This is a genomic window from Ensifer adhaerens (assembly GCF_000697965.2).
Classification (GTDB): Bacteria; Pseudomonadota; Alphaproteobacteria; order Rhizobiales; family Rhizobiaceae; genus Ensifer; species Ensifer adhaerens.
Genome location: NZ_CP015880.1, coordinates 45,783 through 62,741 on the forward strand (window position 1 = coordinate 45,783; position 16,959 = coordinate 62,741).

Below are 16,959 nucleotides of genomic sequence, written 5' to 3' on the forward strand. Positions count from 1 at the left end.
TTTGCACTAAAGAACCCGGCATGACCCAGGAAACCGCCCTTCTGTCGACGACGCCCGCCACGGGCGACGAGCGCGCCCCGGCCCGCAAGGTCTTCGTCAAGACCTACGGCTGCCAGATGAACGTCTACGATTCCGACCGCATGACGGACGCCCTGTCGCGGGACGGCTACGTCTCGACCGATGTGCTGGAAGACGCAGACTTCGTCCTGCTCAACACCTGTCACATTCGCGAGAAGGCGGCAGAGAAGGTGTATTCCGAACTCGGCCGCCTGCGCGATCTGAAGAAGGAAAGGGCCAAGGAAGGCCGCGAGATGGTGATCGGCGTTGCCGGCTGCGTCGCGCAGGCCGAAGGCAACGAGATCCTGCGGCGCGCACCGGCCGTCGACCTGGTGATCGGCCCGACCACCTATCACCGGCTGCCCGAGGCGCTGAAGCGCGCCCGCAGCGGCGAGCGTGTCGTGCAGACGGAGTATGCCGTCGAAGACAAGTTCGAACACCTGCCGGCACCCGACAAGGCAAAGACCCGCATGCGCGGCGTTACCGCGTTCCTGACGGTTCAGGAAGGCTGCGACAAGTTCTGCACCTTCTGTGTCGTGCCCTACACGCGCGGCTCCGAGGTTTCCCGCCCCGTCGCCCAGATCGTCTCGGAGGCGGAAAAGCTGGTCGAGGGCGGCGTGCGCGAGATCACCCTGCTCGGTCAGAACGTCAACGCCTGGCACGGCGTCGGGCCCGATGGCCGCGAATGGGGCCTTGGCGACCTGCTTTCGCGTCTTGGCGAGATCGGGGGTCTTGCCCGGCTGCGTTACACCACCAGCCACCCGCGCGACATGGACGACAGCCTGATCGAGGCGCATCGCTCGATGGTAAAGCTGATGCCCTACCTGCACTTGCCGGTGCAGTCCGGCTCCGACCGTATCCTGAAGGCGATGAACCGCAGGCATACGGCGGCGGAATATCTGGCGCTGATCGCGCGCATCCGCGCCGTCCAGCCGGACCTCGCATTGTCGGGCGATTTCATCGTCGGCTTCCCCGGCGAGACCGATGAAGACTTCGAGGACACCATGCGCCTCGTCGAAGCCGTGGGTTATGCACAGGCATTTTCATTCAAATATTCGACCCGTCCCGGCACGCCGGGCGCCGAGCTCGGCGACCAGGTTCCCGAGGACGTGAAAGCCAAGCGCTTGGAAAAATTGCAGGCTTTGCTGTTTTCCCAGCAGCGCGCCTTTGCCGAGTCCTGCGTCGGCCGCGAAATCGACCTGCTTTTGGAGAAGGAAGGGCGCATGCCCGGCCAGCTCGTCGGGCGATCGCCGTGGCTGCAGCCGGTGAATGTTGATGCAAAAGCATCGCAAATCGGTGACATTATCAAGGTGCGAATCATCAAGGCCGGGCCGAACAGCCTGTTTGCGGAGATGATCGGGTAAGGACCGAAAACAAGGAGCCTGAACCGCTTGAACGGACACGAATTGATCTCTTCATCCACGCGCCAGTCGAAAACAACTGCGACAGACGCCAATCACTTCGTGCTGACCTTCGAGAACAATCGGTTCGCCAGCGAGCTCTTCGGCCAGTTCGATCAGAACTTGAAGCTTCTCGAAGAGCGCCTGCGCATCGACGCTCGGCCGCGCGGCAATTCCGTCGCGATCTCGGGTGACGTCGTCGCCACCAACCAGGCCCGCCGTGCTCTCGATTATCTCTACGGGCGGTTGCAGGGCGGCGCGTCGATCGATACGTCTGATGTCGAGGGTGCGATCCGTATGGCGGTTGCCGCCGACGATCAGCTACAATTGCCGACCATGGAGCGTAAAGCCAAATTGACAATGGCGCAGATTTCGACGCGCAAGAAGACGATCGCCGCGCGTACGCCAACGCAGGATGCCTATATCCGAGCGCTCGAGCGGTCCGAGCTCGTCTTCGGCGTAGGCCCCGCGGGTACCGGCAAGACCTATCTTGCCGTCGCCCACGCCGCACAGCTGCTTGAGCGCGGCGCCGTCGATCGTATTGTGCTCTCTCGCCCTGCCGTCGAGGCGGGCGAGCGCCTGGGCTTCCTGCCGGGCGACATGAAGGAGAAGGTCGATCCCTATCTTCGGCCGCTCTACGACGCGCTCTATGACATGATGCCGGGCGACAAGGTCGAACGCGCGATCACCGCCGGGGTCATCGAAATCGCGCCGCTCGCCTTCATGCGCGGCCGTACGCTCGCCAATGCTGCCGTCATCCTCGACGAGGCACAGAACACCACATCGATGCAGATGAAGATGTTCCTGACCCGTCTTGGCGAAAACGGCCGGATGATCGTCACCGGCGATCCGAGCCAGGTGGACCTGCCGCGCGGCGTTAAATCGGGCCTGGTCGAGGCCCTGCAGATCCTGAGAGGGGTCGAGGGCGTTTCGGTGGTCCGCTTCAAGGATGTCGATGTCGTTCGCCATCCGATGGTGGCGCGCATCGTCAAGGCCTACGAATCCCATACGGCCGTGCACGACGAAAGCGAGCAGGGCGACCGCTAACAGGCGGTCGCTGCGATCATGACGGCTTTGGATATCCAGATCAGCGTGGAAGAGGGCAACTGGCCGGACGAAGAGGCGTTGCTCGCCTTCTCGTCGCCCGTGCTCGAAGTGGCGGCAGCCTTTCTCGCAAGCGAAGAAAAGCAGCCGTTGCCGAAGATGCCGCCGGAGCTCTCGCTCGTCTTCACCGACGATGCCTCCATGCGCGCGATCAACGCCGAGTGGCGCAACCAGGACAAGCCGACCAACGTTCTGTCCTTCCCGGCCTTTCCCGTGACGCCCGGATCGATGCCCGGACCGATGCTCGGCGACATCATCGTTGCCCGCGAAACCCTCGAGCGCGAGGCGGTGGAGCTCGAGAAGTCCTTCGATCAGCATCTGACGCATCTTCTCGTGCATGGATTCCTGCATCTTTTCGGCTATGATCATATGGAAGATGATGAAGCCGAAAGAATGGAAAGCCTGGAGACTCGCATTTTGGCGCGTCTTGGCTTATCTGACCCCTACGGGGATCGTACCCCGGATTAACAGTTTGGACCGATGAGCGATTATAAAACACAGCCTGTCGCGCTGGCGACCGAGGAGGCAGATGCCTCCGGAGAGGCGGAGGCGGGCAGTAGTAGCACCGCCACTCGACACGAGGGCACGAAATCCACTTCCACCTTCTGGAGCCGGGCCGCGCGCCTTTTGCGCGGCGCAAGTCCATCGAGCCTGCGCGAGGATCTTGCTGACGCGCTGCAGACCGATGCCGACAGCAACACGGTCTTTTCGCCCGGCGAACGGGCGATGCTCAACAACATCCTGCGCTTCCGCGAGGTCCGGGTCGAGGACGTCATGGTCCCGCGCGCCGACATCGAGGCGGTCGATCAGAGCATCACCATCGGCGAGCTGATGGTGATCTTCGAGGAATCCGGCCGCTCGCGCATGCCGGTCTATAGCGACGGGCTCGATGACCCTCGCGGCATGGTCCACATTCGCGACCTGCTGTCCTACGTCACCAAACAGGCCCGCAATCGCCGGCGTAACGGCAAGGCCCAGGCGTCGACGACGGCTGCGTCCGAAAAGACGCCGCGCTCGCCCAAGGCAAGTTTCGACCTTTCACGTGTCGATCTCGGCAAGTCGTTGGAAGAGGCGGGCATCGTCCGCCAGCTTCTCTTCGTGCCGCCCTCTATGCTGGCCTCCGACTTGATGCAGCGCATGCAGGCGGCCCGTATCCAGATGGCGCTCGTCATCGACGAATATGGCGGAACCGATGGCCTCGTCTCGCTCGAAGACATCGTCGAGATGGTCGTCGGCGACATCGAGGATGAGCACGACGATGACGAAGTCATGTTCGCGCGCACTTCGGACGATGTCTTTATCGCCGACGCTCGTGTCGAGCTGGAAGAGATCGCCGCGGCGATCGGTCCCGACTTCGACGTGCGCGAACAGCTCGAAGACGTCGACACCCTCGGCGGCCTGATCTTCGCTTCACTGGGCCGCATTCCCGTACGCGGCGAGGTCGTTCAGGCGATCCCGGGCTTCGAGTTCCAGATCCTCGACGCCGACCCGCGCCGCGTGAAGCGCGTCCGCATCATGCGCAAGCGCCCGCCCGCCCGCCGCCGCGTCCTGAGACCGGAAGGCGAGACGATTGCGGAGACCGGTGCGCTCAATCGCGCCAACGGTGCAGCCGCCCCCGAGGCAGCGGCCGACGAACAATAATTGTCCGGTTCCCGCGCGTTTCTGCGCGCGCGGGAAGTCCTCCCCCCACCTGTGACATCTCCCGAGGCTGTGTCGTAAACACCGACCAAGGGCCGGAACCGTCGTCTCGCCCCCCTAATCCAGCCCCGAAAGGGGACAGGCAGCCGGTTTTTTGAAAGACTGGCCCCGATTGATTCGGGTGTTGTTTCGCTCCTTCGCTGTGGCAGGCTGCGGGATCGACTGGAGGCTGTATGGCAAGATTGGCTGGCAGGGTGATGCTACTTTCCGGGTTCCCCCGGGCTTTGCTTGCTTTCTTCGCGGGGCTGCTCGCGGTTCTGGCCCAGCCGCCCTTCGGCATCTTCGCCTTTGCTTTCGTCGCTTTCCCGATTCTCGTCTGGCTGCTCGACGGTGCGACCGGAAGTCCGGACGGTGGCTTCATCCGCCGGCTCTGGCCGGCTGCGGTTGTCGGCTGGTGGTTCGGCTTCGGTTACTTCCTCGGTGGTCTCTGGTGGCTCGGCAATGCGCTGCTCGTCGAGGCCGACGAGTTCGCCTGGGCGCTGCCGCTCGCCGTCGTGGGCCTGCCGGCCTTTCTCGCGCTGTTCTATGCGCTGGCGACGCTGATCGCCCGCCTTTTCTGGTCCGACGGCGTCGGGCGCATCGCCGCACTCGCCCTGGGCTTCGGGCTTGCCGAATGGCTGCGCAGCTTCCTCTTTACCGGCTTTCCCTGGAATGCGATCGGCTATGCGGCCATGCCGATGCCGCTGATGATGCAGTCGGCAAGCGTCATCAATCTCGCGACCGTCAACATGCTCGCCGTCTTCGTCTTTGCCGCTCCCGCCCTGATCGCGACGGGCCGCGGGAGCCGGATCGGGCTCACGATCGCCGTCGTGCTTTTTGCCGGCCATGTGGGCTTCGGCTTCTATCGCCTGGCGCAGCCGGCGCCGGCCTCGCCCGAGCCGCCGCTGGCCGTGCGCCTCGTCCAGCCGGTGATCGACCAGGCAAAGAAGCTCGATGACGGCGAGCGTGCCGCGGTGTTCGAGGAGCATCTGGCTTTGACTGCCGTGGCTCCGGAGAAAGACGGCAAGCGGCCGGATATCGTCGTCTGGCCCGAGACGTCGATCCCTTTCATCCTCACCGACAATCCGGACGCACTGGCGCGTATCGCCGAGGTGCTTGATGACGACCAGATCCTGATTGCCGGCGCGGTGCGCGTAGAGGATGCCGGCGCCGGTCTGCCGCCCCGCTACTACAACTCGATCTACATGATCGACGGTCGGGGCCAGATCATCGGCGCTGCCGACAAGGTGCATCTGGTGCCTTTCGGCGAATATCTTCCCTTCGAGGATCTGTTGTCTTCCTGGGGCCTGAGTTCGGTCGCCGCGTCGATGCCCGGTGGCTTCACAGCGGCCAAGAACCGTTCGCTGCTGACGCTGCCCAGCGGCCGCACGCTGTATCCGCTCGTTTGCTACGAGGCGATCTTCCCGGACGAGATCGATGGGGCCGCGCGCCGGGCCGATGTGCTTCTCAATGTTACCAACGACGCCTGGTTCGGAGATACGCCAGGCCCGCGCCAGCATTTCCATCAGGCACAATTAAGGGCCGTTGAAACCGGCACCCCCCTTGTCCGAGCGGCAAACAGCGGTATATCAGCAATTGTTGATGCACGTGGGGTTTTAATGGTAGGATTATCCTACAATTATAGGGGAGTGGTCGACACACTTCTGCCGGGAAGGATGCCTACCCCGTTGGACGACGCTATGCGAAGCCGCGTTTTCTGGCTGGGTGCGATCTTCCTCCTTCTGGTTGCAGTGTTTTCGCGTTTTGGTTTTAATATTAGGAAGAATTGACCTAAAACCCCTAAAATTGCATAGTGGTCCGCACCATCGTCCTTGTTGTGCTGGCTCTGTCCTTATCACCCTGGCGGTCGCTTCGGTGAGCGTAGGTCTCATGCTGGGCGATGGATAAACGAAACAGCGTGTTTGGGAACGCAGATATGATCGAAAACAAGAAGAAGCCGAACCCGATCGACATTCATGTCGGAAGTCGGATTCGTCTTCGCCGTACGATGCTTGGCATGAGCCAAGAGAAGCTCGGCGAAAGTCTGGGGATCACTTTCCAGCAGATCCAGAAGTACGAGAAGGGCACGAACCGCGTCGGCGCCAGCCGGTTGCAGAACATTTCAGGCATCCTGAACGTTCCGGTTTCCTTCTTCTTCGAAGACGCCCCGGGCGATAACGCTGCCGGTCAGTCCGGCATGGCAGAAGCTTCCAGCTCGAACTACGTCGTCGATTTCCTGTCGTCCTCCGAGGGGCTGCAGCTCAACCGCGCTTTCGTCAAGATCACCGACCCGAAGGTTCGCCGCCGGCTCGTCGATCTCGTCAAGGCACTCGCTGCGGAAGCAGAAAGCGAATAGTTCCAACGTTCCCGTCGGGACTTGAAAAACAAAGCGGCCATTTGTGCCGCTTTTTTCTTGCGCGCCTTTCCCTCCGGCGCACCAAAGTGATTGGCTGCAATGGCGATATAAAGATATATTTATGTCGTTGTGTGCTTGTTTTTCGGTCGCAAAACCACTAACACCGTGCCAGCGCTTTTTCTTCATTGAGGGGACTTCCCGCATGCGTGCAAACTACCTGTTCACGAGTGAATCCGTAGCCGAAGGTCATCCGGACAAGGTGTGTGACCGTATCTCCGACGAGATCGTGGACCTGGTCTACCGCGAAGCGGCCAAGACCGGTGTCGATCCCTGGGGCGTGCGTATCGCCTGCGAGACGCTGGCGACCACCAACCGTGTCGTGATTGCCGGCGAAGTGCGCCTGCCGCCGAGCCTTCTGAAGAAGGACAAGGACGGCAACGACGTCATCAACCCCTCGAAGTTCAAGTCCGCCGCCCGCAAGGCGATCCGCGAGATCGGCTATGAGCAGGACGGCTTCCACTGGAAGACGGCGAAGATCGACGTGCTCCTGCACTTCCAGTCTGCTCACATCGCTCAGGGCGTCGACAGCGCTGCCGACAAGCAGGGCGAAGAAGGTGCCGGCGACCAGGGCATCATGTTCGGCTACGCCTGCCGCGAGACCGCCGAGCTGATGCCGGCGCCGATCTACTATTCGCACCGCATCCTCAACCTGCTCGCCGCTGCCCGCAAGAAGGGCGAGGGCGAAGTCGCCAAGCTCGGCCCTGACGCCAAGAGCCAGGTCACCGTACGCTACGTCGACGGCAAGCCGGCGGAAGTCACCTCGATCGTTCTGTCGACGCAGCACCTCGATGACACCTGGGATTCGGTCAAGGTTCGCTCGGTTGTCGAGCCCTATATCCGCGAAGCCCTCGACGATCTGAAGATCGCCGACGACTGCACCTGGTACATCAACCCGACCGGAAAGTTCGTCATCGGCGGCCCGGATGGCGATGCTGGCCTCACCGGCCGCAAGATCATCGTCGACACCTATGGCGGTGCCGCACCGCACGGCGGCGGCGCCTTCTCGGGCAAGGACACGACCAAGGTCGACCGTTCGGCCGCCTATGCTGCCCGTTACCTGGCAAAGAACGTCGTTGCCGCCGGCCTGTCCGACCGTTGCACGATCCAGCTGTCCTACGCCATCGGCGTCGCCCAGCCGCTGTCGATCTATGTCGACCTGCACGGCACCGGCAAGGTTTCGGAAGACCAGGTCGAGGATGCGATCCGCAAGACGATGGACCTGTCGCCGACCGGCATCCGCCGTCATCTCGACCTCAACAAGCCGATCTATGCCAAGACGTCTGCCTATGGCCACTTCGGCCGCAAGGCTGGCCGCGACGGTTCCTTCTCCTGGGAGAAGCTCGACCTCGTGAAGCCGCTGAAGGCTGCGATCGAGCAGAGCGGCGCCGTCAACGGCCGCGCTGCCGCCTAACAGGCGATGGGGCGCGGCGTCACGCCGCGCATTGAAGATAGCGCAACGTCCTGCTATCAGGCGATTGCGAAAATCAAGGCGGGCGCTCCGACAAGGAGCGCCCGCTTCGTTCATTTTGATTTTGGGTTGGCCTGATCCAGATCGGTATGACCAAGGGAAAGACGACATGACCGAACCGCGCCGCGCCAGAGCAACCGAGGCCTTTTTCGGCCGCCGCAAGGGCAAGCCGTTGCGCGAGCGGCAGGCGGCGCACCTGGAAACCGTGTTGCCGACCCTGAAGCTCGACCTTTCGAGCCCGCCTCCGGCGGACCTGAAGACCCTCTATCCGCAGGGCGTGGACCGCATGCGCCTCGAAATCGGTTTCGGCGGCGGCGAACACCTGATCCACCGTGCGGCCGAAGCGCCGTCGACCGGCTTCATCGGCGTCGAACCCTTCGTCAATTCCATGGCCAAGCTCGTCGGTCATATCGAGGAGCGCGGCGTCAGCAACGTCAGGCTCTATGACGACGATGCCACCCAGGTCCTCGATTGGCTGCCGGCCGCGTCGATCGACCAGATCGACCTGCTCTATCCGGACCCGTGGCCGAAGCGCAAACACTGGAAGCGCCGTTTCGTCTCCAAGGTCAATCTCGATCGCTTCGCCCGCGTGCTGAAGCCCGGCGGCGTGTTCTGCTTCGCCTCGGATATCGATACCTATGTCAACTGGACGCTGTTGCACTGCCGCGATCACGCAGCCTTCGAGTGGACGGCAGAGACGGCTTCCGATTGGCTGACGCCCTATGAGGGATGGCCGAGCACGCGCTACGAGGCCAAGGCACGCAGGGAAGGGCGAAGCTCCGCCTATCTCACCTTCCGGCGCGTCTAAAGCAATTCCAGGAAAAGTGCGAAGCGGTTTTCCGTCCGGAATTGCGGACTGGAAGATCAATTCCAGGAAAAGTGCGAAGCGGTTTTCCGTCCGGAATTGCGGACTGGAAGATCAATTCCAGGAAAAGTGCGAAGCGGTTTTCCGTCCGGAATTGCGGACTGGAAGATCAATTCCAGGAAAAGTGCGAAGCGGTTTTCCGTCCGGAATTGCGGACTGGAAGATCAATTCCAGGAAAAGTGCGAAGCGGTTTTCTGTGCGGAATTGCGGACTAGCAGATCAATTCCAGGAAAGGTGCGAAGCGGTTTTCCGCTCGCGCTTGCGTCGCTCTCGAGAGCGACGGCTTCCATTCAAGCGTCCGATTGCCGTCTCCACCGACGGCAGCCTGTCAGTGCAGGGTGACCGTCTTCAGATCATCCTCGGCCGCCTTGAAGAAGGTGCTGGAACGATTGTCTGTCAGAAGGATCGGCGTGCCGTCGGCGCCGAAAAGCGCCCAGAGATCGATACCCGGTCCCATCTCCGGCGCTTCCGGGAAGCAGCGCGAGACTTCTTCCGAGCGCATTTTCCGGATGTAGCCGATTTCGCCTTCGCCGAGATGTGCGAGGTCGTTCTTCGACAGCGACGAGCTGATGTCTTTCAGTCCCATGGTGACACTCCGTGGTCGCCGGTGAGGGGAGAATCCCGCCGGTTATCCTACTCTGGGACTGAAATGTTAATTTTCTTTACCATACGAACCGGTTCGGGACGAACGAGGTCGACGGAGAGCAGGCCGTTGCGCAGTTCCGCGCCCAGAACCTTCATGCCGTCGGCGAGAACGAAAGTGCGTTGAAACTGGCGTGCCGCAATGCCGCGGTGCAGGTAATCACGGTCGCCGTTGTCGATCTGCCGGCCGCGGATGACGAGCTGGTTCTCTTCGGTGGTGACTTCCAGATCTTCTTCGGAAAAGCCTGCCACGGCGAGCGTGATGCGCAACCGTTCCGGTTCGTCGGTCGAGGCATCGCCGCGAACGCGTTCTATGTTGTAGGGCGGGTATCCGTCGTTGCCCTTGGCAATCCGCTCAAGGGTCTTTTCCATCGTATCGAAACCCAGCAGAAGCGGGCTCGTAAAAGGGGTAATTCGGCTCATTCTTCAAGTCCTTGCGAGATCAAGCGACCGTTGTTCGGACCTGCCTTGCAGCATCCTTTCCGCAATATGGTAGCTGTGCGCAATGAGTGCAAGCCGCTTGCCTCCGGCGTGCACGCAAATCATAGTCCGCTCTCGCAGAATCCGGGAATGGGACAAAGGAACGCCAGGGCGTTTACTCCCGTCCGGCCCAATGCAACGTATCGATCGCGCCGAACAACGTGGTCCAGGGAGGACGAGAAAGTGCCCGTGCCGAGAAAGATAATCATAGACACCGACCCCGGGCAGGACGATGCCGCCGCCATCATGCTCGCCTTCGGCAGTCCGGAAGAGATCGACCTGCTCGGTATCACCGCGGTCGCCGGCAACGTGCCGCTGGCGCTGACGGCCCGCAATGCGCGCATCCTGTGCGAGCTCTGCGACCGGCCGAAGGTTCGGGTGTTCTCGGGCGCCGACAAGCCGATTGCTCGCCCGCTGGTGACCGCCGAGCACGTGCACGGCAAGACCGGCCTTGACGGCCCGGAGCTTGCCGAGCCGACAATGAAGCTCGAGGAGCAGCATGCGGTCGACTTCATCGTCGAGACGTTGCGAAAGGAGCCAGAGGGCACCGTGACGCTCTGCACGCTCGGCCCGCTCACCAACATCGCGCTGGCCCTGCAGAAGGCGCCTGACATTGCGCAGCGGGTCAAGGAACTGGTGATGATGGGTGGCGGCTTCTTCGAAGGCGGCAACATCACGCCCGCCGCCGAATTCAACGTCTACGTCGATCCCGAGGCAGCCGACATCGTCTTCCGTTCGGGCGTTCCGATCGTGATGATGCCGCTCGATGTCACCCACCGGGTGCTGACCCACAAGGCGCGCGTCCAGAAGATCCGCGACATTGGCAGCCGCCCGGCGATCGCCATGGCCGAGATGCTCGAATTCTTCGAGCGCTTCGATATCGAGAAGTACGGCACCGATGGCGGCCCGCTGCACGATCCGACGGTCATTGCCTATCTGTTGCGCCCCGAGCTTTTCACCGGCCGCGATTGCAACGTCGAGATCGAGACCAAGTCGGAGCTGACGGCCGGCATGACCGTCGTCGACTGGTGGCAGGTCACCGGCCGGCCGCACAACGCCAAGGTTATGCGCTTCGTCGACGACCAGGGCTTCTTCGACCTTTTGACCGAGCGGCTGGCTCGCATCTGAGCCTCGGCTCAATCATCGTAGTTCAAACAAAAACGGCGCCCCGAGAGGCGCCGTTTTCTTTTCTCGTTCCGTTGATCAGAACTCTTCCCAGTTGTCCTGGGCAAGCGCGTTGGCGCCGGAGGTCTGGGTCAGCACCCGCTGCGTCGAAGCCGAGTAGCTGCTTCGCGCTGGGTTCGCCGCCGGAGCGGGCCGCGCCTCGCGGGCGGGGGCCGGGACCGGAGCGGGGCGTTCGGCCGCGCGCATGCGCTCGGCCGTGCCACGCAGCATAGCCGCCGAGGACGGTTGGGCCGATGCGGTCGCCTGCGCGACCCGGAAGCGGGCCACGAGCGTGTTGAGCGTTCGGGCTTCTTCGTTGAGCGCCATGCCGGCCGCGGTCGTTTCCTCGACCATGGCGGCGTTCTGCTGGGTTACCTGGTCCATCTGGTTGACGGCGGAGTTGATCTCCTTCAGGCCGACGGCCTGTTCCGAAGCGGAGCTGGAGATCTGGCGGATGAGGCCGTTGATCTGCACGACCTGCTCGGCGATCTTTTCGAGCGCGCCACCGGCCTTGCCGACGAGATCAACACCTTCGCGCACCTGGCCGGCCGAGGTGTTGATCAATGTCTTGATCTCCTTGGCGGCATTGGCAGAGCGCTGGGCGAGTTCGCGCACTTCCTGGGCGACGACGGCAAAACCCTTGCCGGCCTCACCTGCACGCGCCGCTTCGACACCGGCGTTCAGCGCCAGAAGGTTGGTCTGGAAGGCGATTTCGTCGATGACGCCGATGATGCGGCTGACTTCGTGCGAGGACTGCTCGATGCCCTTCATCGCGGCAATCGCCTTCTGCACCACCTCGCCCGACTGTCCGGCATCGCTGCTGGCCACATCCACCGATTTGGCGGCGACCTTGGCGTTTTCGGCGCTGGCGTTGACCTGCGAGGTCAGCTCGTCAAGAGCCGCTGCTGTCTCTTCCAGGCTTGCAGCCTGCTGTTCGGTCCGGTGCGACAGGTCGTTGGCGGCGCTGCTGATTTCGCTGGTGCCGTTGCCGATGTTGACGACCGAATGGTTGACGGTGCGGATCGTCTCTTCGAGGCTTTCCATCGCCGCGTTGAAGTCGCGCTTGAGCTGCGCGTATTCGCCCGGGAAATCGTCGGTGATGCGGAATGCGAGATCGCCGGACGACAGATGCGAGAGACCCTTGCCGAGGCGGGCGACGATGTCGCGCTGAAGCGCGCTCGATTCTGCACGCTCGGTTTCCGAGCGGCCGCGTTCGCGCTCGGCCTGTTCGCGCTCATGGCGGGCTTCGCCTTCGAGGCGCTTGGTGTCGGCAAGCTGATGGCGGAAGCCTTCGAGCGCCTTGGCGACTTCACCGGTTTCGTCGGAACGATCCTGGCCGGCGATCGCCTTGGTGTAGTCACCGTGGCTGAGGTCGTTCACGTCCTTGACGAGGCTTGCCAGCGGCTTCTGCACGAAACCACGAACCGCGAGATAGAGACCGAGCAGCACAGCGCCGAGCACGACGAGGCCGCCGACGATCATCATGTAGGTCTGATCCTTGACCGGCGCATTGATCGCGGTGCGCGGCACGTCGACGAGCACGACCCAGCTGGTGTTCACGCCCGAGAGAGTGAACGGATAGACGAGACGGTCGAAGGGTTCGTTGCCGTCATAAGAGAGGTTGGAGATGATGCCCGGCTTGCCGGAGGCGAGCGCGTTCTTGACGACCTCGTTGCCTTCTCCGTCATACTCCTTGAGCAGAAGGTCCGGGATCGGTGCGACCAACCATTTGCCGGTCTGCGACAGCAGGTAGACGCGACCGGTGTCGAAGGGCTTCAGCTTCGAGAGGCCATCGCCGAGCGAGGCGAGCGAAATGTCGACGCCGGTGACGCCGAGAAGCTTGCCGCCGGACATGACCGGGTAGGCGATCGAGCTCATCGCGGTCGGAACGTCGGTGTCCTGCGCGGTGTAGGGCTGGGTGATGGCACCCTTGCCGCTTTTTGCCGCGAGTTTGTACCACTCGGCCGCGTAGTCAGCGCCGAAAGTGGAGTACTGGATTTCGTTGGTGCGGCTCTTCGACCAGTAGGGCGTGAAGATGCCCTTGTCGTTACCGCCCAGTTCCTTGTTGTTGACGAGGTCTTCCTGGCGACCATCGAAAGCTTTGGGTTCTTCCGCGAACCAGCTGCCGAAGGCGAACGGGTTCTGCTCGAGGTTTGCCCTGAGGATGTTGATCACCCCGGTGCGCTCCAGCGACTTTTCGGCATGTGCGCGGCCGAGGATGCCCGCCATCGAGCGGGCAGCACTTGCAAGCTCGCCGATGTCGCCGGCAATGTCGGAGGCAATCGCGCGGGCTTCGCCGCCTGCCTGTTCGAGGACCAGCGTTTCGACGCGGTCCTGGGTCTGGGATATGAGAACGAAATTCGAGGCAAGCAAGACAAGTGCGATCGTGCCGCCTGTCACCGCGATCAGTTTGGTCGCCAGCGATTTGGCTTGGAACTTGAACATGAAATCCTCACGTGCTGGGAGGTTCGCAGGTTTTCACCTGCGGTGGACGCATTTCGCAATGGGGGTGAACTCCATCATGGAGCGTCAGATGCCGACCGGCATGTTGGAGACGACCAGGCGCTTTGGCCGGTTTTCTCACGGTCCTGAATAGACTGGAGATTCTTAAGATAGGGCCAACACGGACGCTGTTTTACGCATCGCTTGCATAAAATTGCACGCAAAGTTTTATGTCCGCGACATCGGCTGTCCGGATTGCGCAAGCGGCCGTCGGGAGGGTGAAATCTATGCGGGCCAGGGCCTGGGAAAAATGAGACGGGCGACTTCGCCCGTCTCAAGTGCGTGCTTTCTGGCGCAGGATTTAGAGACGCGACGCCACGTCCGCAGCGAGCGGGATCGAGGGCTGGGCGCCGCTCTTCAGGCAGGCGAGGGAGCCGGCGACTGCTGCGCGGCGCAGAGCGTCGGGGAAGGCGATGCCAGCATCGAGGCTGGCTGCGAGATAACCGCAGAAGGTGTCGCCGGCGCCGACGGTATCGACCGGCTCGATCTTCAGGCCCTTGGCGCGCTGGATCTCGCCTTCATGTACGGCCACCACGCCTTCGGCGCCGAGCGTGACGATGACCGTCTGGCCAGTCTCCGCGTGCAGCGCCTTCATCGCTTCTTCGCGCTCAGTGCTCCCGATACCGCTCTTGCCGGCCAGCAGTTCGAATTCGGTTTCGTTGGCAATGACGATATCGGCCATGCGGCCGAGGCGGGCTGCGTCCGGTGTCAGCGGCGCGATGTTGATGACCGAACGCACGCCCTTCTGTTTGGCGGCGGTGAGCGCCTTCTCGACCGAAGCGGCCGGAATTTCGAGCTGCAGCATCAAGGTATCGCTGGGCTTCATGCCGTCGACGGCCTTCACCGCATCGGCTTCATCGACCGTCGCATTGGCGCTGGCGACGACGACGATGACATTTTCGCCGTCACCGCCGACGAGGATATGGGCGGTGCCGGTCGGCTCGCTGACCGTCTTGGTCAACGACAGGTCGGTGCCTGCACCCTTCAACAGTTCGAGCGCGCCGTCGGCAAAGCTGTCCTTTCCTACCGCGCCTGCCATCTGCACCGTCGCGCCGGCACGTCGTGCGGCCAGCGCCTGGTTTGCGCCCTTGCCGCCGGCGGCGGTCGAAAAGCTGGTGCCGGCGACGGTTTCGCCGGGCTTCGGAAGGCGCGCGGTGGTGGCGATCAGATCCATGTTGATGGACCCAAAAACAGTAATCATGTGAAACTATCCTGTCGGCTTTGCGAATTGGGCCGGAGAGTGCCCGACAGCCTCAGTCCTCGTCAACCACCCGCAGGCGCAATTGCCCGACCCGATTGTCGACCGCGGCACGTGGTTCGTCCGCGTCCCGTGTGCCGCCTTCCGCTTGCAGCTCTAGGGCCTCGATCTTGGCCCCGCGGCGGGTGAGCTTGCTGGAGGAAACGAGGATGTCCTCGACATCCTTCTGGCTCATGGCGAAATGGCCCTGCAGCTTGCGCACGCGCTCGTCGAGACGGTCGAGATCCTCCATCAGCCGCGCGACTTCGCCCTGGATCAGGTGCGCCTGCTCGCGCATGCGTGCATCCTTGAGGATCGCCTGGATCACCTGGATCGACAACAGCAGCAGGGAGGGCGAGACGATGACGATCCGCTGGCGGTGCGCCTTCTGCACGATCGCTTCGAAATGCTCGTGGATCTCCGCAAAGATCGATTCCGAGGGTACGAAGAGGAAGGCGGTATCCTGCGTTTCACCTGGGATCAGATACTTGCCGGCGATGTCGCGCACGTGCGTTTCCATGTCGCGGCGAAAGAGTTGGGCGATCTGCTGGCGCCGCTCCGGGGTCGGAGCATCCCGCATCGCGTTCCAGGCTTCGAGCGGAAATTTGGCGTCGATGACCAGCGGCGGCTGGCCGTTCGGCATGCGGATGGTGCAGTCGGGCCGCACCCCGTTCGACAGCGTCGCCTGGAATTCGAAGGCACCCATCGGCAGCCCGTCGGCGATAATCGCTTCCATGCGCGACTGGCCGAAGGCGCCGCGCGTCTGCTTGTTCGATAGAATCGCCTGAAGTCCGGCCATGTCCTTGGCGAGCGACTGGATGTTGTTCTGGGCCGTGTCGATGACCGCGAGGCGTTCCTGCAGCCGGCGCAGGTTCTCGTGTGTCGCCTTGGTCTGCTCGCTGATCGAGGCGCCGATGCGATGGGTCATGCCGTCGATGCGCTGGCTGAGTGTCTGGTTGAGCTCCGCCTGCCGGGCGCCGAACACCTCGGCCATGGCCGCGACCCGCCCTTGCATCTCCGTCTGTGCTGCCAGCAGCATTGCCATCTGTTCCTGCCGCTCGTCGTCGCGGGGATTGCGCCGGCGCGAGAGCGCCATCAGGCCGGCAACAGCCAGCACAAGGCCGGCGGCAATCGTCAGATGGCCCAGGGTAATCGGCAGGGTGCCGATGAAAAACAACGGCTGGGCGAAGGGAAGGGGCGCGGGTTCCATGCGCCAAACCTAACAGATTCTCTCGCGAAGTGTAGATCAAAACAAGAACATATGTGCGCGGCGGTTAACGCCCGACGAGGGACGAGCGGGTGCCGCAGGTGGCAAGGCAATTTCCTTGCGCGTCGATGGAAAGATCGGCTATGGGAGCATCATGACCATCAAGCCGCTTATCATCCTTCCCGATCCTGTGCTTCGCCAGGTTTCAACGCCGATCGAAACCGTCGACGCGGACGTCCGCCGTCTGGCCGATGACATGCTCGAAACCATGTACGATGCCCCCGGCATCGGCCTTGCCGCGATCCAGATCGGTGTCGCCAGGCGCATGCTGGTGCTCGACGTTTCGAAAGAGGGCGACGAGAAGACGCCACTTGTCTTCATCAACCCCGAGATCGTCGCTTCGTCCGACACCTATTCGGTTTACGAGGAAGGCTGCCTGTCGATCCCGGACTACTACGCCGAGGTCGAGCGCCCCGCTGTCATCACCGTCAAGCACCTCGACCGCGACGGCAAGGAACAGACGATCGAGGCCGAAGGCCTGCTCGCCACCTGCCTGCAGCACGAGATCGACCACCTGAACGGCGTGTTGTTCATCGACCACATCTCCAAGCTCAAGCGCGACATGGTGATCCGCAAGTTCACCAAGGCTGCCAAGACGCGCGGCGCAAAGGCGATCTGAGCCTTCGATCGCGGAAGATCACGCGAAATTTTGAAGGCGGAAACCCATTAAACATTCCAGG

The 16,959-nt window shown here is 62.5% G+C and carries 15 protein-coding genes; 10 read left to right on the plus strand and 5 right to left on the minus strand.

Going from position 1 to position 16,959, the window contains the following annotated elements; translation table 11 throughout:
• The first annotated feature begins 20 nt into the window (after positions 1–20).
• From miaB to trmB, 8 genes are all read left to right on the plus strand, one after another.
• The gene (miaB, locus tag FA04_RS00220) at positions 21–1,421 is read left to right on the plus strand and encodes a tRNA (N6-isopentenyl adenosine(37)-C2)-methylthiotransferase MiaB (protein WP_034797403.1); all 1,401 of its coding nucleotides are present in this window, start codon (positions 21–23) and stop codon (positions 1,419–1,421) included.
• Positions 1,422–1,448: 27 nt separating this feature from the next.
• Entirely contained in the window at positions 1,449–2,504 is a 1,056-nt protein-coding gene (locus FA04_RS00225) for a PhoH family protein (protein ID WP_034797402.1), read from the plus strand.
• Positions 2,505–2,522: 18 nt separating this feature from the next.
• Positions 2,523–3,029, plus strand: a complete 507-nt coding sequence (gene ybeY / locus FA04_RS00230; RefSeq protein ID WP_034797399.1) for an rRNA maturation RNase YbeY — start codon at positions 2,523–2,525, stop codon at positions 3,027–3,029.
• A gap of 12 nt (positions 3,030–3,041) precedes the next feature.
• Complete coding sequence (locus FA04_RS00235; protein WP_034797397.1) at positions 3,042–4,202, plus strand: hemolysin family protein; 1,161 nt, start codon at positions 3,042–3,044, stop codon at positions 4,200–4,202.
• 230 nt (positions 4,203–4,432) lie between these two features.
• Positions 4,433–6,028 carry an apolipoprotein N-acyltransferase gene (gene lnt, locus FA04_RS00240; RefSeq protein ID WP_034797395.1) on the plus strand — a complete coding sequence of 532 codons (1,596 nt, stop codon included), beginning with the start codon at positions 4,433–4,435 and terminating at the stop codon, positions 6,026–6,028.
• 146 nt (positions 6,029–6,174) lie between these two features.
• A complete protein-coding gene (locus FA04_RS00245; protein ID WP_034797393.1) occupies positions 6,175–6,594 on the plus strand; it encodes a helix-turn-helix domain-containing protein in 420 nt (139 codons plus the stop codon).
• A gap of 202 nt (positions 6,595–6,796) precedes the next feature.
• On the plus strand, positions 6,797–8,065 hold the full coding sequence (gene metK / locus FA04_RS00250) for a methionine adenosyltransferase (protein ID WP_034797391.1): 1,269 nt from the start codon (positions 6,797–6,799) through the stop codon (positions 8,063–8,065).
• Between the two features lie 166 nt (positions 8,066–8,231).
• Positions 8,232–8,930 carry a tRNA (guanine(46)-N(7))-methyltransferase TrmB gene (gene trmB, locus FA04_RS00255; protein WP_034797389.1) on the plus strand — a complete coding sequence of 233 codons (699 nt, stop codon included), beginning with the start codon at positions 8,232–8,234 and terminating at the stop codon, positions 8,928–8,930.
• A 385-nt stretch (positions 8,931–9,315) separates the two neighbouring features.
• Here the strand turns inward: trmB and FA04_RS00260 are convergent, their stop codons facing one another.
• Positions 9,316–9,573 carry a BQ00720 family protein gene (locus FA04_RS00260; RefSeq protein WP_034797387.1) on the minus strand — a complete coding sequence of 86 codons (258 nt, stop codon included), beginning with the start codon at positions 9,571–9,573 and terminating at the stop codon, positions 9,316–9,318.
• Between the two features lie 47 nt (positions 9,574–9,620).
• Positions 9,621–10,052, minus strand: a complete 432-nt coding sequence (locus FA04_RS00265) for an Hsp20 family protein (protein WP_034797386.1) — start codon at positions 10,050–10,052, stop codon at positions 9,621–9,623.
• 240 nt (positions 10,053–10,292) lie between these two features.
• Between FA04_RS00265 and FA04_RS00270 the strand changes: the two genes are divergently transcribed.
• A complete protein-coding gene (locus tag FA04_RS00270; protein ID WP_034797385.1) occupies positions 10,293–11,237 on the plus strand; it encodes a nucleoside hydrolase in 945 nt (314 codons plus the stop codon).
• A gap of 75 nt (positions 11,238–11,312) precedes the next feature.
• Here the strand turns inward: FA04_RS00270 and FA04_RS00275 are convergent, their stop codons facing one another.
• The 3 genes from FA04_RS00275 to FA04_RS00285 form a co-directional block, all read right to left on the minus strand.
• A complete protein-coding gene (locus tag FA04_RS00275; RefSeq protein ID WP_034797382.1) occupies positions 11,313–13,718 on the minus strand; it encodes a methyl-accepting chemotaxis protein in 2,406 nt (801 codons plus the stop codon).
• Positions 13,719–14,076: 358 nt separating this feature from the next.
• Complete coding sequence (locus FA04_RS00280; protein WP_034797380.1) at positions 14,077–14,976, minus strand: ribokinase; 900 nt, start codon at positions 14,974–14,976, stop codon at positions 14,077–14,079.
• 52 nt (positions 14,977–15,028) lie between these two features.
• A complete protein-coding gene (locus FA04_RS00285; protein WP_034797378.1) occupies positions 15,029–16,222 on the minus strand; it encodes a DNA recombination protein RmuC in 1,194 nt (397 codons plus the stop codon).
• Between the two features lie 151 nt (positions 16,223–16,373).
• Here FA04_RS00285 and def point away from each other — a divergent pair, with 151 nt between their 5' ends.
• Positions 16,374–16,898 (plus strand): peptide deformylase, encoded by a 525-nt coding sequence (def, locus tag FA04_RS00290; protein ID WP_034797616.1) that lies wholly within the window; start codon positions 16,374–16,376, stop codon positions 16,896–16,898.
• Positions 16,899–16,959: the final 61 nt, after the last annotated feature.

Bases quoted from the DNA above. Each gene is read 5' to 3' on its own strand.
- FA04_RS00275 (WP_034797382.1), bottom strand. From the start codon at position 13,718: ATGTTCAAGTTCCAAGCCAAATCGCTGGCGACCAAACTGATCGCGGTG.
- def (WP_034797616.1), top strand. From the start codon at position 16,374: ATGACCATCAAGCCGCTTATCATCCTTCCCGATCCTGTGCTTCGCCAG.
- metK (WP_034797391.1), top strand. From the start codon at position 6,797: ATGCGTGCAAACTACCTGTTCACGAGTGAATCCGTAGCCGAAGGTCAT.
- FA04_RS00260 (WP_034797387.1), bottom strand. From the start codon at position 9,573: ATGGGACTGAAAGACATCAGCTCGTCGCTGTCGAAGAACGACCTCGCA.
- ybeY (WP_034797399.1), top strand. From the start codon at position 2,523: ATGACGGCTTTGGATATCCAGATCAGCGTGGAAGAGGGCAACTGGCCG.
- FA04_RS00285 (WP_034797378.1), bottom strand. From the start codon at position 16,222: ATGGAACCCGCGCCCCTTCCCTTCGCCCAGCCGTTGTTTTTCATCGGC.
- FA04_RS00280 (WP_034797380.1), bottom strand. From the start codon at position 14,976: ATGATTACTGTTTTTGGGTCCATCAACATGGATCTGATCGCCACCACC.
- FA04_RS00245 (WP_034797393.1), top strand. From the start codon at position 6,175: ATGATCGAAAACAAGAAGAAGCCGAACCCGATCGACATTCATGTCGGA.
- miaB (WP_034797403.1), top strand. From the start codon at position 21: ATGACCCAGGAAACCGCCCTTCTGTCGACGACGCCCGCCACGGGCGAC.
- trmB (WP_034797389.1), top strand. From the start codon at position 8,232: ATGACCGAACCGCGCCGCGCCAGAGCAACCGAGGCCTTTTTCGGCCGC.
- FA04_RS00265 (WP_034797386.1), bottom strand. From the start codon at position 10,052: ATGAGCCGAATTACCCCTTTTACGAGCCCGCTTCTGCTGGGTTTCGAT.
- FA04_RS00235 (WP_034797397.1), top strand. From the start codon at position 3,042: ATGAGCGATTATAAAACACAGCCTGTCGCGCTGGCGACCGAGGAGGCA.
- lnt (WP_034797395.1), top strand. From the start codon at position 4,433: ATGGCAAGATTGGCTGGCAGGGTGATGCTACTTTCCGGGTTCCCCCGG.